This is a genomic window from Marinobacterium marinum (assembly GCF_013868415.1).
GTDB lineage: Bacteria > Pseudomonadota > Gammaproteobacteria > Pseudomonadales > Balneatricaceae > Marinobacterium > Marinobacterium marinum.
The window spans coordinates 18,411-43,486 of the sequence record NZ_JACEMT010000046.1 but is presented as its reverse complement, the minus strand read 5'-3'; the positions used below and the strand labels follow the sequence as shown (position 1 = coordinate 43,486).

Below are 25,076 nucleotides of genomic sequence, written 5' to 3'. Positions count from 1 at the left end.
GATTGCTCGGTTAGTTTCGTCGAATCAGGTGACTGGCGGAGGCCAGGCGCCAGGCAAGTAAAGCGGGTGCCAGCCCGCTGATAAGGCCGAGGGCCAGCACAAGGGCACAGATTTGCCACTGGGTGGGTGTCAAGGCCCCCAGAGACAGCATCAGACCAAACTGGCTTAGCAGGGGAGCCTGTAACAGGGCGAGACCGGCTTGCAGAAGCAGAATGCCCAGCAGTAAGCCGCCCAATGTCAACAGCAGGCTTTCCTGGATCAGCAGCAGGGCTACGCGAGCTGGAGGGCAGCCCAGAGCACGCAAAATGGCGATTTCGTGTCGGCGTTGCTGGGTGGCTGCCAGCAGTACGGCCAGCATGCCGATCATGCCGATCAACAGAGCTGAGGCGGATACGGCCAGCAGTGCCTTCTCGGCGACACCCAGTAGCTGCCAGAGCTCCTGCAATGCCACGCCTGGCAGGATTGCCGTGAGTGGGTCGGTACGTCGCTGGTTGAGTTCACGCTGCAAGTGAAAGGTGTGCAGGCGTGACTTCAAGCCCACTAGAATTGCAGTGACCTCTTTCGGGGTCAGGTTGCGCTGTCGAGCCTGTTCCGGTGAAACTTCCAGACCAGGCAGGGGAACGCCGGCACGCCAGCCGAGATGGACGGCTTCCAGCCCTTCCAGTGAAACCAGTAGTGCCCGGTCCAAGGGGGTGCCGGTCGGCTGCAGGATGCCGCTGATCTTGAACGGCATATGCTTGTGCTGCATGAAGCTGGTGTTACCGCTGCCGTGGGCAATGATGACGGGGTCGCCGAGCCGGTAGCCCAGCTGCCGGGCGACTTCCGCACCAAGGACGATGCTGAACAGGTCGTTGAAGGGTTCGCCGGCGGCAAAGCTCAGGGCTTGCTGGTCGGCATAGCGATAATGCCGAAACAGATCGCTGGAGGTGCCGACGACCCGGTAACCGCGGTGGGAGTCGCCCAGTGACAGAGGGATGGTCCAGTCGACTCGGGCGTCGTGTTGCAGTGTTTCATGACTGCTCCACTGGATATTGCTGGTGGCAGAACCAATGTGAAAAAGCGAGTACAGCAATAATTGTATCGGCCCCGAGCGGGCTCCCACGATCAGGTCGGTCCCCGCGACTGTTGCCATGAAATTCTGACGGGTGTGTTCGCGAATCTGTTGTACACCCAGTAACAGGGCGGTGCTCAGGGCAATGGTGCAGAGCGTCAGCAGGGCGGTTGCCCAGCGGCTTCTCAGGCTGCTCCAGGCGAGGCGTATCAACATATTGTTGCTGCTCCCAACTGTAGGTGTCGGGGGAAGCGGGCGGCCAGTGCCGGGTCGTGACTGACCATCAGCAGGGTGCTGCCGCTTTGCTCCAGCTCTTCGAACAGCAACTGGATGAAGTGATCGCGGCTGGCATGATCCAGCGCCGATGTGGGTTCATCCGCGATGATCAGGGCAGGGCGTCCGATAAGGGCGCGGGCGGCTGCGACACGCTGTTGCTGTCCGATGGAAAGCTCGGCTGTGCGACGTTGCCGGAACAGCTGTGGTGGCAACTGCAGTCGGGTCAGTAGCCGTTCGGCTTCCCGGTCGACTGAGCCGCTGTCTTGGCTGGCCGTTGTGCGGCGTGCTGCGGACAGAGTGCAGGGCAGGGTGACGTTATCAACCAGGTTCAGGTAAGGCAGAAGGTTGAATTGCTGAAACAGAAGACCCATATGGTCCGCTCTGAACTGGTCCCGTGCTCGGGAGGACAGGCGAGCCAGTTCTCGTCCGGCGACCGTTACTGCCCCGTGATAGCCGGGCTGTAACCCCGTGATCAGGTTCAGTAGCGTGGTTTTGCCACTGCCGGAAGGTCCCTGAATAAACAGGTGTTCGCCTGGTGCCAGGTGGAGTTGATCCAGTTCGATGACGGGGGGCTGTCCGGGCCAGGAAAATTGCAGGTTTTTCAGATGCAGTATGTGGGTCATGGGCGCTACAGTCGGGTTTGTCCGTGAGTGAGCGTGTGTCGGTGTTGCCCGGTTGGGGTGATGGACTGGATATCCAGGCGTTCGATGGCCGGAAAAACCTGCATAAGCGGAAATTCCAGTGCCTCCAGTGCCGCACTGTTGGCGCACAGGTACTGATACTCGGCCATCAGGTCGGCATGGTGGCCGGTGTCGCTACCTTCATGGGCATGGTCATGAGCATGAGCCTGCGTCGAAGTCTGTTGGCCGGTTTCGGGGATAAAGGGCAGGTGCAGATCAGCGCGACTCAAGCTGCAATCGGCGGCCGCCGGTAACCGTATCAGCTCTTCGGAACGCCTCAGTTGAGCCAGTGCCCGGTCCCAGATCTGTTGTTCGTCGGCTGTCGATGGAGCGTGCTCAAAACCGGTCAGGTTGGCCAGCGGGGAGCTGAAGGCGACAGCTATGAGAGGCGGTTCGATAACCAGGTCCAGTTGTGCGACGCCATGCTGGTGTACACCGGCCGCCATCAGACCGGGTAGCGGCAGCAGGGCGAGCAGCAGGGCGTGGGGGGGGCGTAGCATGAATACCTCCGGGTAGACGTGATCGAAATGTAATGTTACTACATAACGTTACGGTGTCCATATTAGAGTGAGTGCGAATGTGTGAAATGGGGTTTAACAGGGAAAGACATACCGTTGTTTTGCGGGTTAGAATGGCGCCAGACTCAATCGAAGGAGCCGTCTGAGTGCCTGTGTTGTATCCTTTCCGCATACTGACCCTGCTGTGTATGTTCTGCATCAGTGGACAGGTGCTGGCCGCTCAACTCACCCTGGAAGGTGTTGAAGGTGAGCCGGCTGATAATATCCGTGCCCTGTTGCAAATTGACGATGTCATGACCAAAGAAGGGCCCTGGCCAACGGCCAGCCGAGTTCGCTACCTGCATCGACAGGCGCCGGCCCAGATTCGTACGGCGCTTGAGCCGTATGGTTATTATCACCCCAAGCTGGACCTGGAGTTGAATGTTGAGGGGGAGCCTCAACAGTGGCAGGCCCGGTACCGGGTTGAAACCGGGCCGCAGATGCTGATCGGTCGGGCCCACCTGTTGCTTGAAGGGGAGGGAGCCGATGACAAGGTGCTGCAGCAGGTTTTGGCGGATACGCCGGTCAAATCAGGGGCTCCTCTGATTCACGCCGACTACGCATCCTTGAAAAGCAGTCTGCAGTCACACGCCGCGGAACGAGGCTATTATGAAGCCCGTTTTCAGGTGAGTGAAATTCGTGTGGATGTGGCAGCCAATAGGGCCGACATTGAATTGATTTATATCACTGGGCCCAGGGCGCGTATCGGTGAAATACGCTTTGATGAGGCCCCAATATCCGAATCACTGTTGCGCCGCTATACACCCTTTGAAACCGGTGATCCGGTGGCAACTGCCAAGCTGGTGGAGTTTCAGCGTAACCTGATCAACAGTGACTATTTTGCCGATGTGGAAGTGCGCCCACGGCTGGATGAGCTGGCGGATGCCGAGATTCCCATTGATGTGAAACTGACGCCACAGAAGCGCAGTCTGTATCAGGCGGGGTTTGGGTATGGCACGGATACGGGGGCACGAATGCAGCTGGGGGTCACTCGGCGCTGGCTGAACTCGAATGGCCACACCCTGGATACCCGTCTGCGTTTATCCGAGATTCGTCAGCAATTTACGAGCAGTTACCAGATACCGGGTGAAAACCCGACCACCGACCGTTTTGCCTTTAACCTGATGCTGGAAGACGAGCAGTCCGACACGATTGATGCCCAGACGGTCAGCATTGGCGGCAGCTGGCAGAAACAGGTGGGTGAGTGGGAGCGTCGCCTGGCCCTGGACTGGTTGCAGGAAACCTGGACCTTTGAGGGCGAAGAGCAGGACTCGACGCTTTTGATCCCCAGTGCGCGCTTCAGTCGTACACGTGCCGATGACCGGTTGAATACGACGAAGGGGCATCAAATCAGCTTCAGCGTGGCAGGCGCCAGTGAAGCCCTGTTGTCGGACGTAGACTTGCTGCAGTTGAACGTGCGTGGCAAGCGCGTTGATACCCTGGCCGAGCGCTGGCGCCTGCTGAGCCGCGCCGAAGTGGGCATGACGCTGATCGATTCTGTGGATATGTTGCCGGCGAGCATGCGTTTTTATGCCGGGGGGGATAACAGTGTGCGTGGCTACAGCTACCAGTCACTGGGGCCCATGGGTGAGAGCGGTGATGTTCTCGGTGGCCGCTACCTGGTTGCCGGCAGTGTCGAAATGGACTATCTGGTCAAGGACAAGTGGCGGGTGGCGGCCTTCGTGGATACCGGCAATGCCTTTGATGATAACGAGATGGATCTTAAAACCGGTGTGGGTATTGGTGGTCGCTGGCAGTCGCCGGTCGGACCGATACGGCTGGATTTTGCTGTCCCTCTGGACGAGGATGGCTGGCAGATTCACTTCACTTTGGGGCCTGACTTGTGAGACCGCTGCTACGTTGGGGGCTGGGTTCGATCCTGGTCCTGATTCTGTTTGTTGTACTGTTGCTGGCCGTCGTCCTGTTTGTGCCGTCAGGCACGCGTTTTGCCCTGAATACCCTGGCCTCTTTTGTGCCTCAGCTTGAGCTGGACGGGATCGACGGAACCTTGACTGAGGATCTGCGGATACAGCGCCTCAGTTTTCGTCAGGACGGCATGAAGATCGGCGTTGAGCAGTTGCACCTGAACTGGCATCCCTGGTCACTCACAGAGCCCTTGCTGAAGGTGAATGAGCTGAGCGTGGCCGGGCTTGATGTCAGCCTGCCGCCGAGTGAGCCAGAGCCGGATGATACAACTGCGGCACCGCCACAGTTCCCGGAACTGCCGTCGGTGGAGCTGCCGTTGGCACTGGAGGTGGACCGTGTTTCCCTGGAGCGTATTCGTGTCGCCCAGGCGGACCAGGTGCTGGTGGACGAGTTGAGCGTGAGACTGTCCTTGCGTACGCAGGACCAGTTGCTGCTGATCGAGCCGCTGCAGCTGGAGCAGCCGGGCAGCCAGTTGGCGTTGAAGGGGTGGGTTGAGCCGTCTCGACAGTTTCTGACCCATCTGGAGGTGCAGGGCGGGACCGATCTGGTGCACTGGGTGAAGCTGGATCACTGGCCGGAGCAGGTACCGCTGAATGCCGATCTGGTAGTGGACTTTGATGGTGCCGCACAGGCGGCAACGCTCATGTTGGATGCCAGCCAAGGGAAGACCCGGGTCAGGCTGCAGTCCCAGGTGGAAGGGCAGTCCGGCATTCGCGTGCATTATCAGCTCCATGCCGAGGGGATCGACCCGGCACTGGCTGCTCCAGAGTGGCCTGGACGACTGTCATTGGAAGCCTCTGGTCAGGTCGAGCTGGGTGGCGAGTTGCCGCTGTTGGCGTTGGAACTGAGAGGGTTAAACGGTCAACTGCGTGAACAGGCGATCAGCGCCTCTGCGAAACTCTCTGGAGACACCCGGCAGTGGGATATTGATACGTTTAACCTGCGCTATGCGGGCGCACGGGCTGATGTCAGTGGTCAGGTCAGTGACCGACTGGCGCTTAAATGGGCACTGAAAGCACCGGATCTGGCCCGCCTGCTGCCGGAAGCGGCAGGGCAGCTGGAGTTGAACGGTCAGGTGCAGGGCGCGATGATGAAGCCTGCTGTACAGGCTCGAATTCGAGCCGACCGGTTGGCATATGCCGAGCAGGCCAGTCTGGAAAGTCTCACAGGTGATATTGCCCTGGATCTGTCCGGAGGGAGTGAGTGGCGTGCTGACCTTCAGTTGATGAATGCCGAAGCGGCTGGGCAGGTGATCGAAGAGGTGATGCTGAAGCTGACCGGCAAGCCTGAACAGCATCAATTGACGTTCAGTGCCAAGGGGTCGCCGGGCCTGGTAGAGCTGGCAGCCGCAGGGGGCTGGCAGCCCGAAGCACAGCGCTGGACGGGACAGCTGCAGCGGCTGGAATTGGCACCGCAGCCGCTGAGCCACTGGCGTTCATCGGCGGCAGCAGGGTTGACGCTGTCGCCGGAGGGCTATCAGCTGCAGCGTTTCTGCCTGGAGGAACAAAGCGCCGGCGGTGATTTGTGCCTGTTGGCCGAAGGCAGTTTTGCCGGGCGTACCCAGGCGCAGATACAGCTGGACCAGCTGGCGCTGGAGCTCCTGACTCCGCTGCTGAACGGAATGAAACTGACCCCCACCCTGTCGGCCGACATCGATTTCAGTCAGCAGCCGGGTGGTCAGCCGGCTCTGAATGCTCGCTTGCGTACCAGTGAAGGCACTTTGACGCCCGCTGAGGCCGAACAGACGCTATCGCTGGAACCGCTAGAGGTTTCGGCAGCATTGGCCAATGACAACCTGAGTATACAGGCGCAAACGCTGCTTACCTTCCTGTCTGGAGAGCTGGATCTGTCGTTGGCCGTGGATGGCTTGAGTCGCGGACAGACCCTGCGGGGCGATCTCAAGCTGAATGCGGATGATCTGAGTCTGGTATCCGTGCTGGTGCCTGATCTGCAGAACATGAAGGGGCAAATTGGTGGTCAGCTCCTGTTGGGGGGGACCCTCGCGTCTCCGGAGCTGAGTGGCGAGTTGAACTACCTGGAGGGAGGTGTCGAACTGCCTGCGCTGGGGCTGGTGATTACGCCACTGGAGTTCCGGCTGAATCAGAGCGGTCTGCCGGGGCAGGCGCATTTTACGGCGTTGGCGACTTCGGGTGAGGGAACGCTGAACCTGGTCGGCGATTATGATCTGGCCGAGCGCAGTGGTGAGGTGGCGCTGAGTGGCGACAATTTTACAGCCATGAATACGTCGGAGATTCAGGCGTTGATCAGTCCGCACCTGGAGCTGGCGCTGGGCAGCCGGGAAATTCGATTGGGTGGTACGCTGAAGGTGCCCATGGCGCATATATCACCGCCCAAAACGCAGGAAAGCGCGGTCAAGCCTTCGTCCGACGTGGTGCGGGTCGAGGGTGATCAGGCGCTGGAAAAAGAGCCGGTAATACCGGTATATGCGGATCTTCGCATCGAGCTGGGCGATGATGTGCGTGTTGACGTGCTGGGCTTCAAGGGACGCCTGCTCGGGGCTTTGAGAGTGGAAGAGGTGCCGGGGCAGGTTGCCAAGGCAACCGGCAGCATTCAGGTTGAAAGTGGTGCCTACCGGCTCTATGGACAGCAGCTGCAGATTCGGCGCGGCAGCCTGGTATATGCGGCGGGGCCGGTAGATAACCCGGGGCTGGATTTGCGTATCGGGCGCGAAATCGAGGAGGTCATCGTCGGGGCCAATGTTAGTGGTACCCTGCGTGAGCCGCGGATGGACCTGTATGGTGAGCCCGCGATGCCGGACAGTAGCGTACTTTCGTACCTGTTGTTGGGTAAGGCGCCGGGCGAAGGTTCAGCCGGTGAGCAGCAGATGATGATGCAGGCGGCACTGGCCTTGGGCATGAGTCAGGGGAACCGTGTGACGGGCAAGTTGCGTGAGTCGCTGGCACTGGATGAATTCGGCTTCGACAACTCCGAAGGGGACGAGTCCGCCTTCTTTATCGGCAAGTACTTGTCGCCACGCTTGTATCTGCGTTATGGCATTGGTGTGCTGGATGCCGTGAATACGTTGAGCCTGAAATACAAGCTTACGGACAAATGGCGTGCCGAGGGGCACAGCAGTGAACTGGGTAGTGGCGCCGACCTGCTCTATACGCTGGAGCGCTAGTTTGGCAAAAGCGGTGCCTTACCGGGGCTGGAAAGTCAAAAGGCCGACAGGATAATCCCGTCGGCCTTTTTCAGGTCAACGTAACAGCAGCAGTGGAACCGGGCTGTTATGCAGCATCCAGTTTGTCATGCTGCCGACCAGAAGCTGACGGATGCGTGAATGTCCCCAGGCACCCATCACGGTCAGTTCGATTCCCCGGTCCTGAATGTACCCCATCAGCGCTGGCCTGACCTCGTCCTGCTCAAGGGTCTCGGTGGTGACGTCAAAGCCGTTGCCACGCAGCATGGTTTCGGCATTGGCAAGCTGTTCCCGCTGGCGTTCGACGCGCTTCCCGGCCATGACCAGGTGGCAGGGGATGCTCTTGAGCAGGGGGCTTTGCGCCACCATTTTCAGCGCCTTGTTAGCGGTTGTGCTGCCATCGTAGGCGAGCATGAAACGCCGGGGGGCGCGGAAGCCATCCGGTGCCACCAGGATCGGCTGCTGGAGGGTACGGGTTACGTTTTCCAGGTGGCTGCCAACCGCTCTGGCCAGGCTGGCGGGAGCATCACTTTGGCGTCCCATGATCAGCAAACGGGCCTGAGCCTGATGCTCTTGCAGGGTGTCTACCAGAGTGTCATGGCGCTGCAGCTGATCAATCTGCTCAGGAGGCACGCCGGCGGCTTCAAGCTGCTTCTGGGCTTCGGCCAGCATGAATCGGCCCTGTTCCAGCAGCAGGCGGCTGCGCTGGTTGTCCAGCTCGGCCAGCTCTTCCAGCAGGTGTTCACGGGCTCCCAGGCCAATGTTGCCGCTCATGTCGGTTTCGGTAGGGTAGCCGGCTTTCTCCAGTACATGCAGCAGCAGCAGAGGAGCGTCCAGTTGTTGCTGTGCCCAGGCAGCCGCATCGCATACGGCCAGTGCCGCATGCGAACCATCAATACAGGCGATAATCTTGCTCATGTGGGCTCCTTAATGTCCGGCCATGATGTTGTCGACCTGTTCAGGCTTGTCGTGAACAGCCAGTTTGTCAACGATGGTGCGGCTGGCGTCATTCAGCCCGATGACATCCACTTCAACACCTTCGCGGCGGAACTTGATGACCACCTTGTCGAGCATGGAGACGGCACTGATATCCCAGAAATGCGCCTGGCTCAGGTCGATCACGACCTTATCAAGCACTTCCTTGAAATCAAAGGCGGCATTGAACTTTTCGCAGGATGCAAAAAAGACCTGTCCGCTGACATGGTAAGTGCGAGTATTGGTGGCGTTGTCCTTCTCGCTGCGGATGCTCATGTATTGACCAACCTTGTTGGCGAAGAACAGAGATGCCAGCAGAACACCAACAAAGACGCCCAGTGCCAGGTTATGTGTCGCCACGACGACGGCCACGGTCGCAATCATCACAATGTTGGTTGAAAGCGGGTGTTTACGCAGGTCGCGGATGGATTCCCAGGAGAAGGTGCCGATCGATACCATGATCATCACGGCGACCAGAGCCGCCATCGGGATCTGGCGGATCCAGTCATCCAGAAAGACGACCAGAATGATCAGAAACAGGCCTGCCACAAAGGTGGACAGGCGCCCGCGGCCACCGGATTTCACGTTAATGATTGATTGGCCGATCATGGCACAACCGGCCATGCCGCCGAGCAATCCGGCTCCGATGTTGGCAACACCCTGACCTTTGCATTCGCGGTTGCGGTCGCTGCTGGTGTCAGTTAATTCATCCACGATATTGGCGGTCATCATGGATTCCAGCAGGCCTACCACGGCCAGCCCCAGTGAGTAGGGCAGAATGATCATCAGTGTATCCAGGTTCAGCGGGACGTCCGGCCACAGGAAAATCGGCAGGGTGTCCGGCAGTTCGCCCATGTCGCCGACGGTGCGGATATCCAGGCCCAGCAGCATGGAGACGATGGTCAGGCCGATAATGCAGACCAGCGGCGAGGGCAGGTTCTTGCCGATCACCGGCACATAGGGGAACAGATAGATGATGCCCAGCCCTGCAGCGGTCATGGCATAAACGTGCCAGGTCACGTTGGTCAGTTCGGGCAGTTGCGCCATGAAGATCAGAATGGCCAGTGCATTGACGAAGCCGGTGACGACCGAGCGTGAGACAAAGCGCATCAGATCACCCAGTTTGAGGAATCCGGCCAGAATCTGGAACACGCCTGTCAACAGGGTCGCTGCCAGCAGGTACTCCAGGCCGTGCTCCTTGACCAGAGTGACCATCAATAGCGCCATGGCTCCGGTGGCGGCGGAGATCATGCCCGGGCGGCCACCGACAAAGGCGATGATGACGGCAATACAGAAGGAGGCATACAGGCCGACCTTGGGGTCGACGCCCGCGATAATGGAAAAGGCGATTGCTTCGGGAATCAGCGCCAGAGCGACGACGGTACCGGACAACAGGTCGTTGCGGACGTTCGAGAACCACTCCTGTTTCATTCTTTGCAGCATCTACAACCTCTTGTTTGGAATGCATGTTGTTCGAAGGCAACGCACGAATGGCGTTGCCGGCACAAAAGTCTACGACGGTCGGATGACAGCATAGGGCAGACTTGGAATGTCTGCGGCTTCTGTTGCGATCAAGGCGCGAAAGTATACAGAAAAGCCCCTGTTCGTGCAGCCTGAACCCTTGCGAGTAACAGAATTGTCATTGCATATATGAAAAAACACATATATGGTTTTTCATATGTTATTTATCGGGGAGCGCCCATGAAGGCACTGGATGTATTCAAGGTTCTGGCAGACGAGACACGGTTGCGCAGTGTTTTGCTGATTCAGCGAGAAGGTGAGCTCTGCGTCTGTGAGCTGGTGGAGGCGCTGGCGGAAACCCAGCCCAAAATATCACGTCACCTGGCGCAGTTGCGCAAGGCCGGAGTGCTGGCGGACCGGCGCCAGGGGCAGTGGGTGTTTTACCGTTTGCACGGTGAGCTTCCCGACTGGGTACGGCAGATGCTGCAGCAGGTCGGTGCTCAGGAACAGGCAGGGCTTCGGCAGGCTTTGGCCCGTCTGGAAGGCATGCTATCCAGGCCTGCTGCCGGTGGTAACGCCTGCGGCGTGAACTGTTGAAACTGGAGGGGTGTAAATGGGGGCTTTCGAGCGTTATCTGACCCTGTGGGTGGGTCTCTGTATTGCGGCGGGGGTGCTGTTGGGCAACCTGTTCCCGGCACTGTTCGGAGTGGTGGCAGAGCTGGAATATGCTCATGTCAACCTGGTAGTCGCACTGTTTATTTGGGTCATGATCTACCCGATGATGGTGCAAATCGACTTTGCCGCCGTCAAGGATGTGGGCAAGCGGCCCCGAGGTCTGGTCCTGACTCTGGTCATCAACTGGCTGATCAAGCCGTTTAGCATGGCGGCACTGGGGTGGCTGTTTTTCCGTGTGATTTTTGCCGACTGGGTTGATCCGCAGAGCGCGGGCGAATATATAGCAGGCATGATTCTGCTTGGTGTCGCACCCTGTACCGCGATGGTATTTGTCTGGAGTCAGCTGACCAAGGGGGATCCCAACTATACCCTGGTGCAGGTTTCGGTAAACGACCTGATCATGGTGTTCGCGTTTGCACCCATCGCGGCTTTTCTGCTGGGGGTCAGCGATATTCATGTGCCCTGGGAAACGCTGCTGCTGTCGGTCGCGCTCTATGTGGTGCTGCCACTGGTAGCCGGGGTCTGGACGCGACACAGGTTGGAGCGCCGGGGTGAGGGGGAACAGCTGGGGCGCTGGTTGCACAGGCTCAAGCCCTGGTCGATTCTGGGGCTGTTGGCGACCGTTGTGCTGCTATTCGGTTTTCAGGCCGAAACCATTATTGCCCAGCCGCAAACGATCGGTCTGATCGCCATTCCGCTGCTGATTCAGACATACGGCATTTTTATTATCGCCTACGCAGCCGCCTATTGGTTGCGCTTGCCTCATAGCGTGGCCGCGCCTGCTTGCATGATCGGTACTTCCAACTTTTTCGAGCTGGCGGTTGCCGTGGCCATTTCACTGTTCGGGCTGCATTCGGGGGCTGCATTGGCCACGGTTGTCGGTGTCCTGGTGGAAGTGCCGGTGATGCTGTCACTGGTGGCATTTGCCAACCATACCCGTCACAAGTTCAGCCGTTTCTGATACCAGGTGCGTGATTATTTCGAGGGGATGAAATGAGTATAAAAGTCGGTATTAACGGTTTTGGTCGCATGGGACGTCTGACCATGAGAGCCATTTACGATCGGCCCGAAATCGAGATCATACAGATCAATGATCCGGCGGGTGACGTGGCCACCTTGGCCCACCTGATGAATTTTGACTCCGTCCATGGGCGTTGGATACATGAGGCGAGAGCAGAGCGGGGTACGCTGGCCGTGGCTGATCGGCAGATCGCCGTGACCGGCAACAGGAGCATTGCCGAGACCGACTGGTCCGGCTGTGACCTGGTGATTGAGGCCTCAGGGAAAATGAAGACCAGGGCGGTGCTGCAGGCCTATCTGGATCAGGGCGTGAAGCGGGTGGTGGTGACGGCGCCAGTGAAGGAAGAGGGTGTACTCAATATCGTGATGGGTGTGAACGACAACCTGTACGATCCCGGGCGTCACCCGATTGTGACGGCAGCATCCTGCACCACCAACTGCCTGGCTCCGGTAGTGAAGGTGATTCACGAGCAGTTGGGGATCAGGCACGGTTCCATGACGACCATTCACGACATTACCAATACTCAGACCATTCTGGATGCGCCGCACAAGGATCTGCGCCGTGCCCGTGCCTGTGGCATGAGCCTGATTCCGACTACCACCGGTTCCGCCACGGCTATCACGCATATTTTTCCGGACTTGAAAGGCAAACTGAACGGTCACGCGATTCGTGTGCCGCTGGCCAATGCATCGATCACCGATTGTGTATTTGAGGTCGAGCGTGCCACCTCGGTCGATGAGGTCAATACACTGTTGAGGCAAGCCGCCGAAGGGGCGCTGGAAGGGATATTGGGCTACGAAGAGCGCCCGTTGGTCTCCATTGATTACCGCACAGATCCGCGTTCCAGTGTGGTGGATGCACTTTCCACCATGGTGGTGAATGGTACTCAGGTGAAGCTGTACCTTTGGTACGACAACGAGTGGGGCTATGCTAATCGTACAGCAGAGCTGGCGCTTAAAGTGGGACGACAGGAATGCGCCAGACCATGCTGAGCCGGCTTTCTCCCGCTATACGCCAGTATCTGGTGGTGACCGGTAATTACTGGGCATTTACTCTGACGGATGGCGCCTTGCGCATGCTGGTGGTGTTGCATTTTCATGGTTTGGGTTATTCGCCACTGGAGATCGCACTGTTGTTCCTGTTCTACGAAGTCTTCGGCGTAATAACCAACCTCGTTGGTGGCTGGCTGGGTGCTCATCTGGGGCTGAATCGGACGATGAATATCGGCCTTGGTCTGCAGGTGGTGGCGCTGGTGATGCTGTTGGTACCGTCGGGTTGGTTGACGGTCCCCTGGGTAATGGCGGCTCAGGCGGTGTCGGGAGTCGCCAAGGATTTGAACAAGATGAGTGCCAAAAGCTCGATCAAGCTGTTGGTACCGGAAGGGGCGCAGGGAGCGCTTTACAAATGGGTGGCCATCCTGACCGGTTCCAAGAATGCCCTTAAGGGAGCCGGTTTCTTTTTGGGCGGCGCACTGCTGATGCTGCTGGGTTTTGCCGGTGCGGTTGTGACCCTGGCTGGCGGGCTGACTCTGGTGTGGCTGTTGAGCCTGTTACTGCTGCGTAAGGATCTGGGGCGGGCACAAAACAAGCCTCGGTTTCGTGATCTCCTTTCCAAGAGTCGAGCGATCAATATTCTCTCCGCCGCCCGGATGTTTCTGTTTGGTGCCCGGGATGTCTGGTTTGTGGTGGCGTTGCCGGTCTTCTTGTCGCAGACACTGGGTTGGAGCCACGGCCGGACAGGTGCTTTTCTGGCGCTTTGGGTCATCGGTTACGGCCTGGTTCAAACCCTGGCACCACGCTTGACCGGCAAGTCGAGAGGACGTCTCCCCGATGGCCGTACGGCAGTAGGCTGGGCGGCAGGATTGGCTTTGCTGCCGTTGCTGATTGCGCTGGGGCTGGAGAGCGGTTTTGACCCGGCCCGGGTACTGATTGGCGGGTTGCTGGTGTTTGGTGCGGTGTTTGCCATCAACTCTTCGCTGCACAGCTATCTGATTGTCAGTTATGCGGGGCGTGACGGGGTCTCTCTGGATGTCGGGTTCTACTATATGGCGAATGCTCTGGGACGCCTGGTCGGAACCCTTTTGTCGGGTTGGGTGTTTCAACTGGCCGGGCAGGGCGATAGTGGACTTCAGGCCTGTTTGTGGGTCTCTTCGGCCATGCTGGTATTGGCAGTACTGATCTCGCTTGGTTTACCCTCCAACCGAGAGCGGGAGAAGGCTTCGGCCTGATGCAATCCGGAGATTACTAAAAGCTGAAGGTCTTTATATTTCAAAATAGAATAAATTTGTTAATATTTATTCTTTTATGGAATCAAAATAACCCTGTATCTTGATGGTTTTTCAACGGATATAGGTTATCGCTGTGGAGTGGCAAGGCTGGTTTGCGTTGGGGTTAATGGTGGCGGCATTGGCCGTGCTGATACTGACACGGACAGGACCGCATATTGTCATGATGGCGGTGTTGGCGCTGCTCAGCATCAGTGGCGTGCTGATTCCGTCTGAAGCACTGGCCGGTTTTGCCAACCCGGGGTTGATCACGGTGGCCTGCATGTTTGTGGTGGCGGCCGGGATTCATTCATCCGGCGGGGTCGACCTGCTGGTACATAAAGTTCTGGGGCGGCCCGACAGTGTGCGTGGAGCCCTCGGGCGCATCTTTCCTCCGGTGGTCCTGCTAAGCGGGTTTCTTAATAATACGCCGGTCGTGGCGACCATGATCCCGGCCATACATGCCTGGTCACGACAGATTCATATTCCGGCTTCCAAGTTGATGATACCGCTGAGTTATAGTGCCATTTTGGGAGGTACGCTGACGTTGATAGGCACCAGCACCAATCTGGTCGTCAATGGACAGTATCAGCAACTGACCGGTGCCGAAGGGCTGTCGCTGTTTTCGATCACGGCTGTCGCCTTGCCGGTGATGCTGGTAGGAATCGGTTTTATCTGGCTGACCTTTCCGCGTCTGTTGCCTGACCGCAGTGATGCACGTGCATTTGCCAATTTGCGTGAGTTTACGCTTGAGGTGGCTGTGGCACCGGGTGGTCCGCTGGTTGGGCAGTCGGTCGAGCAGGCGGGATTGCGTAGTCTTGATCGCGTGTACCTGGTGGAAATAGAACGTCACGGCAATATAGTGACGGCGGTTTCATCGGAAGAAAAGCTGCAGGGCGGCGACCGCCTGGTATTTGCCGGAGAAACCGAAGCTATTTCGGACCTGCTGCGTATCAATGGCATTGTACCCTCGCCGGAGAACGGTCACTCCGATACGCTGAATCAGGACCGTGCCGAGCGTTGCCTGGTTGAAGCCGTGGTTTCGACGCACTGTGATGCCGTGGGCTACGCGATTCGTGATGCCCGCTTCCGTGACCGCTATGGCGCGGTAGTGCTGGCGGTTGCCCGCAGTGGTGAACGAGTGCAGGGCAACCTGGGCAATATCCGCCTGGAAGCGGGGGATACCCTGTTGCTGGAAGCGCGTCCGGCATTTGTCAGTCGGCAGCGTTATAACAAGGACTTCCTGTTGATCAATGATCTGGACAAGACTCAGCCGCGCCACGAACGGGCCTGGGTTGCCTGGGGTATTCTGGTTGCCATAGTACTGGCGGCGGGTACCGGGTTGACCAGTATGCTCAACGCCGCACTGGTAGGAGCCGGGTTGATGGTTGTAACCGGATGCTGCAGTGTTGCGCAGGCCGAGAAAAGTCTGGATCTGACGGTGATTTTGACCATTGCGGCGTCCTTTGCTTTGGGTGCGGCGTTGCAAAAGACCGGGGTGGCGACCTGGATTGCCGGAGGGATTGTTGAATTGAGTGACGGCACGCCCTGGCTGTTGCTGGTGTTGACCTATTTGGCAGTATCCTTGCTGACCGAGATCATCACCAACAACGCGGCGGCGGTATTGATGCTGCCCATCGTACTGGAAGTGACCGAGAAGGCGCAGCTGAGTCATGAGCCTTTCATCTTTGCCATCATGATTGCTGCATCAGCCAGTTTTGCGACGCCGTTGGGCTATCAGACCAACCTGATGGTGTATGGCCCCGGTGGCTACCGCTTTACCGACTTTCTCCGTGTCGGTGTACCAATGAATCTGCTGGTGGCTCTGGTGACGCTGACAACGCTGCTGATTGGCTGGCCCCTGACCCTGTAAGCGCGGATCGAGAGTCGACCAGAACATGAAACTCCTCCATAATCGTTTCTCTTCGAAATAGCGACAGGGATGGAGAATGGCATTTCAAATTGAATACTGGCACTGGGTCGTGTTCGGCATGTTGCTGATTCTGGCCGAGCTGGTCTTGCCCAGTTTTACGGTTTTCTGGTTTGGTTTGGGAGCATTTTTGCTGGCGGTCCTGATGTGGCTGCAGCCGGATCTGAGTCTGAGCCTGCAGCTGGTTGCCTGGGCGGTCAGCTCCAGTCTGTTTGCACTGGGCTGGTTCAAGCTGGTGCGCCCTCTCATGGTTGATCGAACCAAGGCAGGTATCGCACGTGAAGCGGTGCTGGGAGAAACCGGTCAGGTTATTCAAGTGCCCCAGCCGCCCCGGCGGGGGCAGATGCGCTTTGCGACCCCGGTTCTGGGAGATGACGAGTGGGAGTTCATCTGTGATGAGCCGGTGGAGCTGGGAGATCGACTAATGATTGTCGAAATTTCGGGTAATACTCTGATTGTCAAAAAGCGCGGCTAAGTTAGCCTAAACAACTCACAATAGAATGGAGTGGTAAACGATGTTGATCGATGGACTGATGATGGCCGGTGTATTTTTGGTGCTGGTGGTCGTGACTCTGTTTCTGGGGGTCAAGACTGTCCCTCAGGGAAGCAAGCACGTTGTACAGCGGCTGGGTAAGTACCACCGTACCCTGGGCCCGGGCCTGAACGTAATCTTTCCCTATATAGACAGCGTGGCTTATAAAGTCACAACCAAGGATATCGTGCTGGATATTCCGTCCCAAGAAGTGATTACACGTGATAACGCCGTCATTGTGGCCAATGCGGTGGCCTATATTAATATCCTGTCGCCGGAGAAGGCGGTGTATGGCGTCGAGGATTACAGCATTGCGATTCAGAATCTGGTTCAGACCTCTCTGCGCTCCATCGTGGGCGAAATGAATCTGGATGAGGCGCTGTCCAACCGGGATCAGATCAAGGCGAAGCTGAAGGGCGCAATCTCCGACGACATTTCCGATTGGGGTATTACGCTAAAGACGGTGGAGATTCAGGATATCAATCCGTCGGAGACCATGCAGATGGCGATGGAAGAGCAGGCGGCGGCTGAGCGTCAGCGCCGTGCAACGGTCACCCGTGCCGATGGTGAAAAAGCAGCGGCCATTCTTGAGGCCGAAGGTCGCCTGGAAGCCTCACGTCGTGATGCCGAAGCCAAAGTGGTATTGGCCGAGGCCAGCCAGTCCGCCATCGAGAAGGTGACGTCGGCCATTCAAGGGAATGAGCTGCCGGTCATGTACCTGCTGGGTGAAAAATATGTCGAGTCGATCAAGGAGATGTCTCAGGGCGAAAATGCCAAGATTGTGCTCCTGCCTGGCGATATTCCGGCGGCCGTCCGCGGTATCATGGGCGGGTTCGGCAAGTAGTTTCAGATGGTGTAGTGCTCGTTTTCCGGTGGTGTATATTCCCGGTACAGCCGGGTTATGTCGGATGCCGGAAGCGGGCGGCTGAATAGATATCCCTGATACAGGTCACAGCCGAACTCTGCCAGTTTGTGCAGTTGTTCGGCGCGCTCGACCCCTTCGGCCGTAACTGACAGCTTCAGGTTGTTGGCCATGGATATGATGGTGCGGCAAATGACTGCATCATCCTGGTCCGTGCAGAGGTCGCGCACAAACGAGCGATCGATTTTCAGTGTATCCAGCGGTAGCCGTTTCAGATAGCTGAGGCTGGAGTAACCCGTTCCGAAATCATCAATGCTGAGATGAACACCCAGTTGATCCAGCTTGTTCAGAAGCCTGATGCTGTGATCGACATGCCGCATCAAAATGCTTTCGGTCAACTCCAGCTCCAGATGCCGGGGCTGGAGTTCATAACGTTCCAGACATTCCTTTACCTGTTGGTAAAATGCCATGTCGTCCAGCTGTGCGGCGGAAAGGTTGACGGCCACTCTCAGGTCCAGCCCGGCTTGCCGCCAAGTCTTGAGCTGTTGGCACGCCGTGTCCAGCACCCAGCTGCCGATTTCCTTGATCAAGCCAGATTCTTCGGCCAGCGGTATGAAGCAGTCCGGCGCTACCGTGCCCTTGTCTGGATGGTGCCAGCGAATCAGCGCTTCTACACAGGTAATACGGGCGTCATGAACCGACACCTGCGGCTGGTAGTGCAGTTCAAATTCCTGATTGGGTAGGGCCTGGTAGAGCGCATTGCGCAACTCGATTCGCTCGACAGCCTCTCGATCCAGATGGTGATTGTAGAACTGGCAGCGATTGCCGCCGTTGGCCTTGGCTCGGCACATGGCGGTATCGGCGTGTTTGATCAGGGTTTGAATATCGGTGCCATCGTGGGGGTAAATGGCGACTCCGATGCTGGCCGAGATGTTGAATTCGTGCCGACCGATGTAAACGGACGGCTGTAACGCGTTCTGGAGGCGGTGTGTCAGTTGCTCAATGCGCTCATAGGGCTCGACATGGTTCAGCAGAATGATGAACTCGTCTCCACCGATTCGCGCCAGAGTATTTTCATGTCCGCAGGCTTCTCTGAGTCGGTCCGCCAGGTTGTGCAGCAGCTGATCACCCTCATGGTGGCCCAGAGAGTCGTTGATATGCTTGAAACGGTCCAGATCGATAAACAGAATCGCCAGTTTGCGCTTGGTCTCTGCGGCTTGAGCCAGTTGGAGTTCAAAGCCTTGTTCAAACAGGCGCCGGTTGGGCAGGCCGGTCAGGCTGTCATGCTGTGCCAAGTGGCGAATGCGCTCTTCCGCGTGGCGGCGTTCTTCAATTTCACGGTGCAAATTGGCGACCACGCTTTCCAACTCACGGGTACGCTCGGTAACGCGCTGTTCGAGTACATCCTGGGCACGCAGCAGCGCCTGTTCGTGGCGCTTGCGATCGGAAATATCCATGATGATCCAGATACTGCCATCCCCCGGAGCCGCTGGATTAATGGCCTTGCTGCGCAGGTCGCACCATAGTGTGCTGCCGTCTTTGCAGACCAGCTCCACTTCGGCGCAGAACACTTCGCCCCGGCTCAGAACGGCATGGTGCTTACGGCCAGCGGCCTCCCAGGCGGTGCGATCCGGGTAGAACACACGGGTGCTGAGGCGGCTCAATTCTTCCGGGGTATAGCCGAACATCTCGGCTATGCGGTCATTGCTGCGACTGAATCTGCGCTGGTGCATGAAGGCGATACCGACCGTAGCGTGGTCCAGAATCAGCTGCTGCTGATAGTGCAGTGCATCCAGAGCCTCGCGGTCGCGACGCTGGCGATCGATATCTTCGATGATCCAGATGGATCCCAGGGTTGGGTTCTCGACGTTGATCAAATTGCCGGTGACGCGACACCAAAAGATTTCGGCCGGGAGGCGTATCATTTGCAGTTCGGTAGTGAAGCGCTCGCCACGCAGCATTCGGGGGTAGGCCTTGACGCCCAGCTGACGAAAGGACAGCGAGTCGGGGTAGAGCCGCTCACTGCTGGTGCCGATCAGATCTTCGGGGGTAGTGTATCCATAGATGTGAGCAAATTGCCGATTACAGCGTTGGATCAATCGATTGCGGATAAAGCAAATGCCGACACCGGCATTGTCCAAAATAACCTGCTGTTCCTTGAATAGTTGTTGTTCTTCGGGGGTGTGTAAAGCCAGTCCATTAGTCATGCGAGCATTTGTTATTATTTTGGGACGAATAACCGGTACAACGTGATGTCAAACCGCGCTTGGAATCAATCTGACCCTAAGCCTATCACGACTTGCCGGTCTGATGCATAGGACTATAGGCGTTGTCTTTTGCTGTCATAGAGCAGCCGGGAGAGGTCGGTTTTGGTGGTGTTCAGTGGGAAGGTTGGTGGTGGAGTCAGTGTCGGTTTTGCTTCCCGGTCGGGGCTGCAGATACAAAAAAGCTCCGCCGATTGGCAGAGCTTTTTTGTGAAATAGGATGGTGGTGGGAGGTGGATTCGAACCACCGAAGCTCGCGCGTCAGATTTACAGTCTGATCCCTTTGGCCACTCGGGAACCCCACCAACAGGATGCGCATCATAGACAGGATTTCGGGGGTTGTAAAGGACAAAGCCTCCCCTTCTGGCGACTTTTTTTCTATGCTCAATTTTCGCGTGACAGGGATGTGGCATGAAAAAAAGTCTTGTGAAAACAGGGATGGAAAAAGCTCGGCCAAGCCCTCATAATGCGCGGCTTTCAGCGATTTCGGTTGGCGTTGCTACACCTGCCGGCGCGATAAATCAATATTGAAATCCTTCGGCTAACATCTATATTTAGTGCCCTGTAGGCGGTGTTGTACTATATCTTGTGTTTTTGCCCAATTAATAATCAAGTGCTGGTGTTACTCACCTAGAGTATCGTCATTGCTTGGTCTATGGGCGCTTGAAACGGATATGACCGCAGTAGGGAGCCGGTTCACAAGGGGCTCAAGTTTCATCAATGACTACTGGAAGAGCGTGCACAATGCAGCAAGATCTGATGGTTACCAAACGCGATGGTCGGCGTGAACAGATCGATCTGGAAAAAATCCATCGTGTAATTATCTGGGCCGCCGAAGGGCTGGAGAATGTATCGGTATCACAGGTTGAGTTGAGTGCGCATCTGCAGTTTTATGATGGTATCAAAACGTCCGATATTCATGAGACGCTGATCAAATCGGCGGCCGATCTGATCTCTGAAGAAGCGCCGGACTATCAGTATCTGGCTGCGCGTTTGGCTGTTTTTCATCTGCGCAAGCGAGCCTTCAATGATTTTGAGCCGCCGCACCTGTACGACCATGTATCCGGAATGGTGAACAGCGGGCGCTATGATCGGCACCTGCTGGAAGATTACAGCCGGGAAGAGTTCGACCAGCTGAACGCCTACCTGGACCACGGTCGGGACATGAGCTTCAGCTATGCGGCCGTCAAGCAGCTGGAAGGCAAGTACCTGGTACAGAACCGCGTGAGCGGTGATATCTACGAAAGCCCGCAGCAGCTGTACATGCTGGTCGCTGCTTGCCTGTTTGCGAATTATCCGCGCGACACCCGTCTGGATTACGTCAAGCGCTTCTATGACGCGACCTCGCTGTTCAAGCTGTCGCTGCCGACGCCGATCATGGCCGGTGTGCGTACACCGACGCGTCAGTTCAGTTCCTGTGTTCTGATTGAAACCGGTGACAGCCTGGATTCCATTAATGCGACGGCTTCGGCTATCGTGAAATACGTTTCCCAGCGTGCCGGTATCGGTATCAATGCGGGACGTATTCGCGCCATCGGCAGCCCGATTCGCAATGGGGAAGCCTTTCATACCGGTTGTATACCGTTTTACAAGCATTTCCAGACTGCGGTGAAATCCTGCTCCCAGGGCGGCGTCCGTGGTGGCGCAGCGACGCTGTTTTATCCGATGTGGCATCTGGAAGTTGAATCCCTGCTGGTATTGAAGAACAACCGTGGCGTGGAAGAGAACCGCGTGCGCCATATCGATTACGGTGTCCAGCTCAACAAGCTGATGTACCAGCGTCTGATCAAGGGCGGCAACATCACCCTGTTCAGTCCGCACGAAGTGCCAGGCCTGTACGACGCCTTTTTCGCCGACCAGGACGAGTTCGAGCGTCTGTACGAACAGTACGAGCAGGATGAGTCGATTCGCAAGAAGACCATTAAGGCGGTCGAGCTGTTCGGACTGTTGATGTCCGAACGCGCCTCTACCGGTCGCATCTACGTACAGAACGTGGATCACTGCAATACTCACAGCCCGTTCGACCCTCAGGTTGCACCGGTGAAGCAGTCCAACCTCTGCCTGGAGATTGCGCTGCCGACCAAGCCGCTGAACGATGTTAATGATCCGGAAGGCGAGATCGCGCTTTGCACCCTGTCCGCTTTCAATCTGGGCGCGCTGGAAAACCTGGACGAGCTGGAAAGTCTGGCCGATCTGATTGTGCGTGCGCTGGATAGTTTGCTGGACTATCAGGACTATCCGATCCCGGCTGCCCATAATGCGACCATGTCGCGCCGTACTCTGGGGGTTGGTGTGACCAACTTCGCCTACTATCTGGCGAAGAACGGCGTGAAGTACTCTGACGGCAGCGCCAATGGTCTGGTGCATCGTACCTTTGAATCGATTCAGTATTACCTGCTCAAGGCGTCCAACAGCCTGGCCAAGGAGCTGGGTGCCTGTCCGAAATTCAACGAGACCACATATGCCAAGGGGTTGTTGCCGATCGACACGTACAAGCGTGACGTCGACAGCTACTGCGAAGAGCCGTTGCATCATTTCTGGGAAACGCTGCGCGAGGATATTCGCGAATTCGGCCTGCGCAACAGCACCCTGACGGCGTTGATGCCTTGCGAAACGTCTTCACAGATTACCAACTCCACCAATGGCATCGAGCCGCCCCGTGGTTTTGTCTCCGTCAAGGCCAGCAAGGACGGTATCATGAAGCAGGTGGTGCCGGAGTTCCTTGAGCTTAAGGACCAGTATGAACTGCTCTGGAGTATTCCGAGCAATACCGGCTACCTGCAGCTGGTGGGTATCATGCAGAAGTTTGTTGACCAGTCGATCTCGGCCAACACCAACTATGACCCGAGCAAGTTCGAGGGTGACAAGGTGCCGATGAAGCAGCTGATGCAGGACCTGCTGACGGCCTACAAATATGGCGTGAAGACGTTGTACTACCACAATACACGCGATGGTGCCGGCGCCTCCGACAAGGGTGACGACGGCTGTGAAGGCGGTGCCTGCAAGCTCTGATCGAGCTGCGCGCCTTCTTTTAACGCACCTTCCCGGCACCCGCCCGCCGGGAGGGACCGGTATGTTTTGTTCAGGAAAAAGGGATCCATGTCATACTCCACTTTCAGCCCCAGCAACCACGATGCCACGCTCGAACCCATGTTTTTTGGTCGTCCCGTGAATGTGGCGCGCTATGACAAGCAGAAATATCCGATCTTTGAAAAACTGATCGAGAAGCAGCTGTCATTCTTCTGGCGTCCGGAGGAGGTGGATCTGACCAATGATCGCAAGGACTTCATGGACATGCCGGACCATGAAAAGCATATCTTCCTGAGCAATCTGAAATACCAGACGCTGTTGGACTCGGTGCAGGGACGCTCGCCCAATGTAGCCTTCCTGCCGGTGGTGTCCTTGCCTGAGCTGGAAACCTGGTTTGAAACCTGGGCATTCAGTGAGACCATCCACAGTCGCTCCTACACGCACATTATCCGTAATATCGTGACCGAACCGTCGGAAGTGTTCGATCAGATCGTGACCAACCCGGAGATCATCAAGCGTGCGGAAGCGGTCACGCGTCTGTATGACGAATTCATTCACCTGGTGAATGTCTATGGCGTGCATGGCGAAGGTGTACATCAGATTGGTGGCGAGCACCATGATGCAACGATGTACAACCTGAAGAGGAAGCTATACCTGACGCTGGTGTCGGTGAATGTGCTGGAGGCGATTCGCTTTTACGTCAGCTTTGCCTGCTCTTTTGCGTTTGCCGAACGGGCGCTGATGGAAGGTAACGCCAAAATCATCAAGTTGATTGCGCGTGATGAAGCGCTGCACCTGACCGGTACCCAGCACATGCTCAACCTGATGGCTTCCGGCAGTGATGATCCCGATTTTCGGCAGATCGCAGTCGAATGCGAAGAGCAGGTGTACGAGATCTTCCGTGAAGCGGCGCAGCAGGAAAAGGAATGGGCCGAGTACCTGTTCAGCGAAGGCTCGATGATTGGTTTGAATGCGCGCATTCTGGGTGATTATGTCGAATACATTACCAACGTGCGGATGAAGGCTCTGGGATTGCGGGAGATCTTCCCGGCACGTCAAAACCCGCTGCCCTGGATGAATGGCTGGCTGGTCAGTGACAACGTGCAGGTTGCGCCCCAAGAGGCCGAGATCAGCTCCTACCTGGTCGGCCAGATCGACAATGAGGTTGATACGCACGATTTTGACGGATTTGATCTGTAACCGAGGTGGCCATGTCGGGTATTCCACGCATCAAGGTTAACAACTACCACACCTTTTACTATCAATATGAGTTTTCGCTGCTGGATGCGCTGGAAGCGCAAAAGATACCGGCTCCCTACAACTGTCGTGGCGGCTACTGCGGCTGCTGCAAGTTAAAGTTGCTGGAAGGCGAAGTGGATTATGTTCAGGACAGTCTGGTCGACCTGAAGGAAGGCGAAATTCTGGCCTGTTGCTGCCGTCCCCGCAGTCATATCGAAGTTGCATTGCCCGAGGACTGAAAGGGTCATGGAATACCGGTTAATTTGGAAAAAAGCGCCTTGACAGGGCGCTTTTTTTTTGAACTTGTTCACATGTTGTCGGGGAGCGAGCCAGGGCGGTGCATAACCATGGATGAAACATTCCTGAAACGCTATTGACATATGTAACTTATTGATTTTAAATAAAAATATCTCAAATTGGTGATTTTATTACCAATTCGCTGAAAGCCTTTGAATTCGCTGCCTTGGGCCATTCTTTCAAGATCTATCAACAGTTTTATCCACAGATTTTGTGAGTAATCGGTCAGGTGATCAAAACTCGGTTTTTTCTTTGAATTCACACAGATCCTCGATGACGCAGGCGCCGCAACGCGGTTTGCGTGCGGTGCAGACGTAGCGGCCATGCAGAATCAGCCAGTGATGGGCATCGATCAGAAAGGGTTTGGGTACAAAGCGCATCAGCTTTTTCTCGACTTCCAGGACCGTTTTCCCGGGTGCGATGCGGGTGCGGTTTGAAACCCTGAATATATGGGTATCGACAGCCATGGCGGGTTGGCCAAAAGCGGTGTTGAGCACCACGTTGGCGGTTTTGCGACCGACACCGGGCAGCTTTTCGAGTGCATCCCGAGTCTGAGGAACTTCGCTGTCATGCTGCTCAATCAGCAGGCGGCAGGTCTTGATGACGTTTTCGGCCTTGGTATTGAACAGGCCTATTGTCTTGATGTATTCCTTCACGCCTTCGACCCCCAGTGCCAGCATGCTCTCCGGAGTGTTGGCCACGGGGAACAGCTTGCGGGTGGCCTTGTTGACGCTGACATCGGTTGCCTGGGCGGAGAGCAGTACGGCGATCAGGAGTTCGAAGGGCGAGTTGTATTCAAGCTCGGTTTCAGGGTGGGGGTTCTGTGCCTGCAGTCGGCTGAAAATCTGGTATCGCTTGTCGGCGTTCATGTCTCTGG

General features: G+C 56.8%; 19 protein-coding genes and 1 tRNA gene. 12 read left to right on the top strand and 8 right to left on the bottom strand.

All coding sequences use genetic code 11. The features are described from left to right. Positions 1-10: 10 nt before the first annotated feature. The 3 genes from H1S06_RS08330 to H1S06_RS08320 are packed head-to-tail and all read right to left on the bottom strand — an operon-like array spanning position 11 to position 2,507. Complete coding sequence (locus H1S06_RS08330; protein ID WP_181739095.1) at positions 11-1,267, bottom strand: ABC transporter permease; 1,257 nt, start codon at positions 1,265-1,267, stop codon at positions 11-13. Further along, entirely contained in the window at positions 1,261-1,950 is a 690-nt protein-coding gene (locus H1S06_RS08325; protein WP_181739093.1) for an ABC transporter ATP-binding protein, read from the bottom strand. Before H1S06_RS08325 ends, H1S06_RS08330 begins: the two co-directional genes overlap by 7 nt. A gap of 5 nt (positions 1,951-1,955) precedes the next feature. Next, positions 1,956-2,507: a DUF2796 domain-containing protein gene (locus tag H1S06_RS08320; protein WP_181739091.1), complete on the bottom strand. Its 552-nt coding sequence runs from the start codon at positions 2,505-2,507 to the stop codon at positions 1,956-1,958. Between the two features lie 164 nt (positions 2,508-2,671). Here H1S06_RS08320 and H1S06_RS08315 point away from each other — a divergent pair, with 164 nt between their 5' ends. Both H1S06_RS08315 and H1S06_RS08310 read left to right on the top strand, forming a co-directional pair. Beyond that, positions 2,672-4,411, top strand: coding sequence for an autotransporter assembly complex protein TamA (locus tag H1S06_RS08315; RefSeq protein ID WP_328515325.1), 1,740 nt, complete (start codon positions 2,672-2,674; stop codon positions 4,409-4,411). Further along, positions 4,408-7,632: a translocation/assembly module TamB domain-containing protein gene (locus H1S06_RS08310; RefSeq protein WP_181739089.1), complete on the top strand. Its 3,225-nt coding sequence runs from the start codon at positions 4,408-4,410 to the stop codon at positions 7,630-7,632. The genes H1S06_RS08315 and H1S06_RS08310 overlap by 4 nt, the downstream gene beginning before the upstream one ends. 75 nt (positions 7,633-7,707) lie before the next feature. On the opposite strand, the gene H1S06_RS08305 is transcribed toward H1S06_RS08310, so the two are convergent. Both H1S06_RS08305 and H1S06_RS08300 read right to left on the bottom strand, forming a co-directional pair. Beyond that, positions 7,708-8,568, bottom strand: a complete 861-nt coding sequence (locus H1S06_RS08305) for a universal stress protein (protein ID WP_181739087.1) — start codon at positions 8,566-8,568, stop codon at positions 7,708-7,710. Positions 8,569-8,577: 9 nt separating this feature from the next. Beyond that, a complete protein-coding gene (locus H1S06_RS08300; RefSeq protein ID WP_181739085.1) occupies positions 8,578-10,068 on the bottom strand; it encodes a SulP family inorganic anion transporter in 1,491 nt (496 codons plus the stop codon). Between the two features lie 258 nt (positions 10,069-10,326). Here H1S06_RS08300 and H1S06_RS08295 point away from each other — a divergent pair, with 258 nt between their 5' ends. From H1S06_RS08295 to H1S06_RS08265, 7 genes are all read left to right on the top strand, one after another. Next, entirely contained in the window at positions 10,327-10,683 is a 357-nt protein-coding gene (locus H1S06_RS08295) for a metalloregulator ArsR/SmtB family transcription factor (protein WP_181739083.1), read from the top strand. A 16-nt stretch (positions 10,684-10,699) separates the two neighbouring features. Beyond that, positions 10,700-11,722 (top strand): ACR3 family arsenite efflux transporter, encoded by a 1,023-nt coding sequence (gene arsB, locus H1S06_RS08290; protein WP_181739081.1) that lies wholly within the window; start codon positions 10,700-10,702, stop codon positions 11,720-11,722. A gap of 32 nt (positions 11,723-11,754) precedes the next feature. Continuing rightward, positions 11,755-12,774, top strand: a complete 1,020-nt coding sequence (locus H1S06_RS08285; protein ID WP_181739079.1) for an ArsJ-associated glyceraldehyde-3-phosphate dehydrogenase — start codon at positions 11,755-11,757, stop codon at positions 12,772-12,774. Continuing rightward, entirely contained in the window at positions 12,756-14,009 is a 1,254-nt protein-coding gene (gene arsJ, locus H1S06_RS08280) for an organoarsenical effux MFS transporter ArsJ (RefSeq protein WP_407658775.1), read from the top strand. Before H1S06_RS08285 ends, arsJ begins: the two co-directional genes overlap by 19 nt. A 133-nt stretch (positions 14,010-14,142) precedes the next feature. Beyond that, a complete protein-coding gene (locus H1S06_RS08275; RefSeq protein WP_181739077.1) occupies positions 14,143-15,918 on the top strand; it encodes an SLC13 family permease in 1,776 nt (591 codons plus the stop codon). A 76-nt stretch (positions 15,919-15,994) separates the two neighbouring features. Next, entirely contained in the window at positions 15,995-16,450 is a 456-nt protein-coding gene (locus tag H1S06_RS08270; protein WP_181739075.1) for an NfeD family protein, read from the top strand. 40 nt (positions 16,451-16,490) lie between these two features. Beyond that, on the top strand, positions 16,491-17,351 hold the full coding sequence (locus tag H1S06_RS08265; protein WP_181739073.1) for an SPFH domain-containing protein: 861 nt from the start codon (positions 16,491-16,493) through the stop codon (positions 17,349-17,351). A 2-nt stretch (positions 17,352-17,353) separates the two neighbouring features. Here H1S06_RS08265 and H1S06_RS08260 read toward each other — a convergent pair whose 3' ends face one another. Both H1S06_RS08260 and H1S06_RS08255 read right to left on the bottom strand, forming a co-directional pair. Continuing rightward, positions 17,354-19,576 (bottom strand): sensor domain-containing protein, encoded by a 2,223-nt coding sequence (locus H1S06_RS08260; protein WP_181739070.1) that lies wholly within the window; start codon positions 19,574-19,576, stop codon positions 17,354-17,356. Positions 19,577-19,854: 278 nt separating this feature from the next. After that, a tRNA-Tyr gene (locus tag H1S06_RS08255) sits at positions 19,855-19,938 on the bottom strand. A gap of 439 nt (positions 19,939-20,377) precedes the next feature. Here H1S06_RS08255 and nrdA point away from each other — a divergent pair. The 3 genes from nrdA (at position 20,378) to yfaE (ending at position 24,141) form a co-directional block, all read left to right on the top strand. Further along, a complete protein-coding gene (gene nrdA / locus H1S06_RS08250) occupies positions 20,378-22,645 on the top strand; it encodes a class 1a ribonucleoside-diphosphate reductase subunit alpha (protein ID WP_181739068.1) in 2,268 nt (755 codons plus the stop codon). Between the two features lie 87 nt (positions 22,646-22,732). After that, the gene (nrdB, locus tag H1S06_RS08245; protein ID WP_181739066.1) at positions 22,733-23,863 is read left to right on the top strand and encodes a class Ia ribonucleoside-diphosphate reductase subunit beta; all 1,131 of its coding nucleotides are present in this window, start codon (positions 22,733-22,735) and stop codon (positions 23,861-23,863) included. An 11-nt stretch (positions 23,864-23,874) separates the two neighbouring features. Next, a complete protein-coding gene (yfaE, locus tag H1S06_RS08240) occupies positions 23,875-24,141 on the top strand; it encodes a class I ribonucleotide reductase maintenance protein YfaE (RefSeq protein ID WP_181739064.1) in 267 nt (88 codons plus the stop codon). Positions 24,142-24,432: 291 nt separating this feature from the next. Here yfaE and nth read toward each other — a convergent pair whose 3' ends face one another. Then, positions 24,433-25,068 (bottom strand): endonuclease III, encoded by a 636-nt coding sequence (gene nth / locus H1S06_RS08235; RefSeq protein ID WP_181739062.1) that lies wholly within the window; start codon positions 25,066-25,068, stop codon positions 24,433-24,435. Between the last annotated feature and the right edge of the window lie 8 nt (positions 25,069-25,076).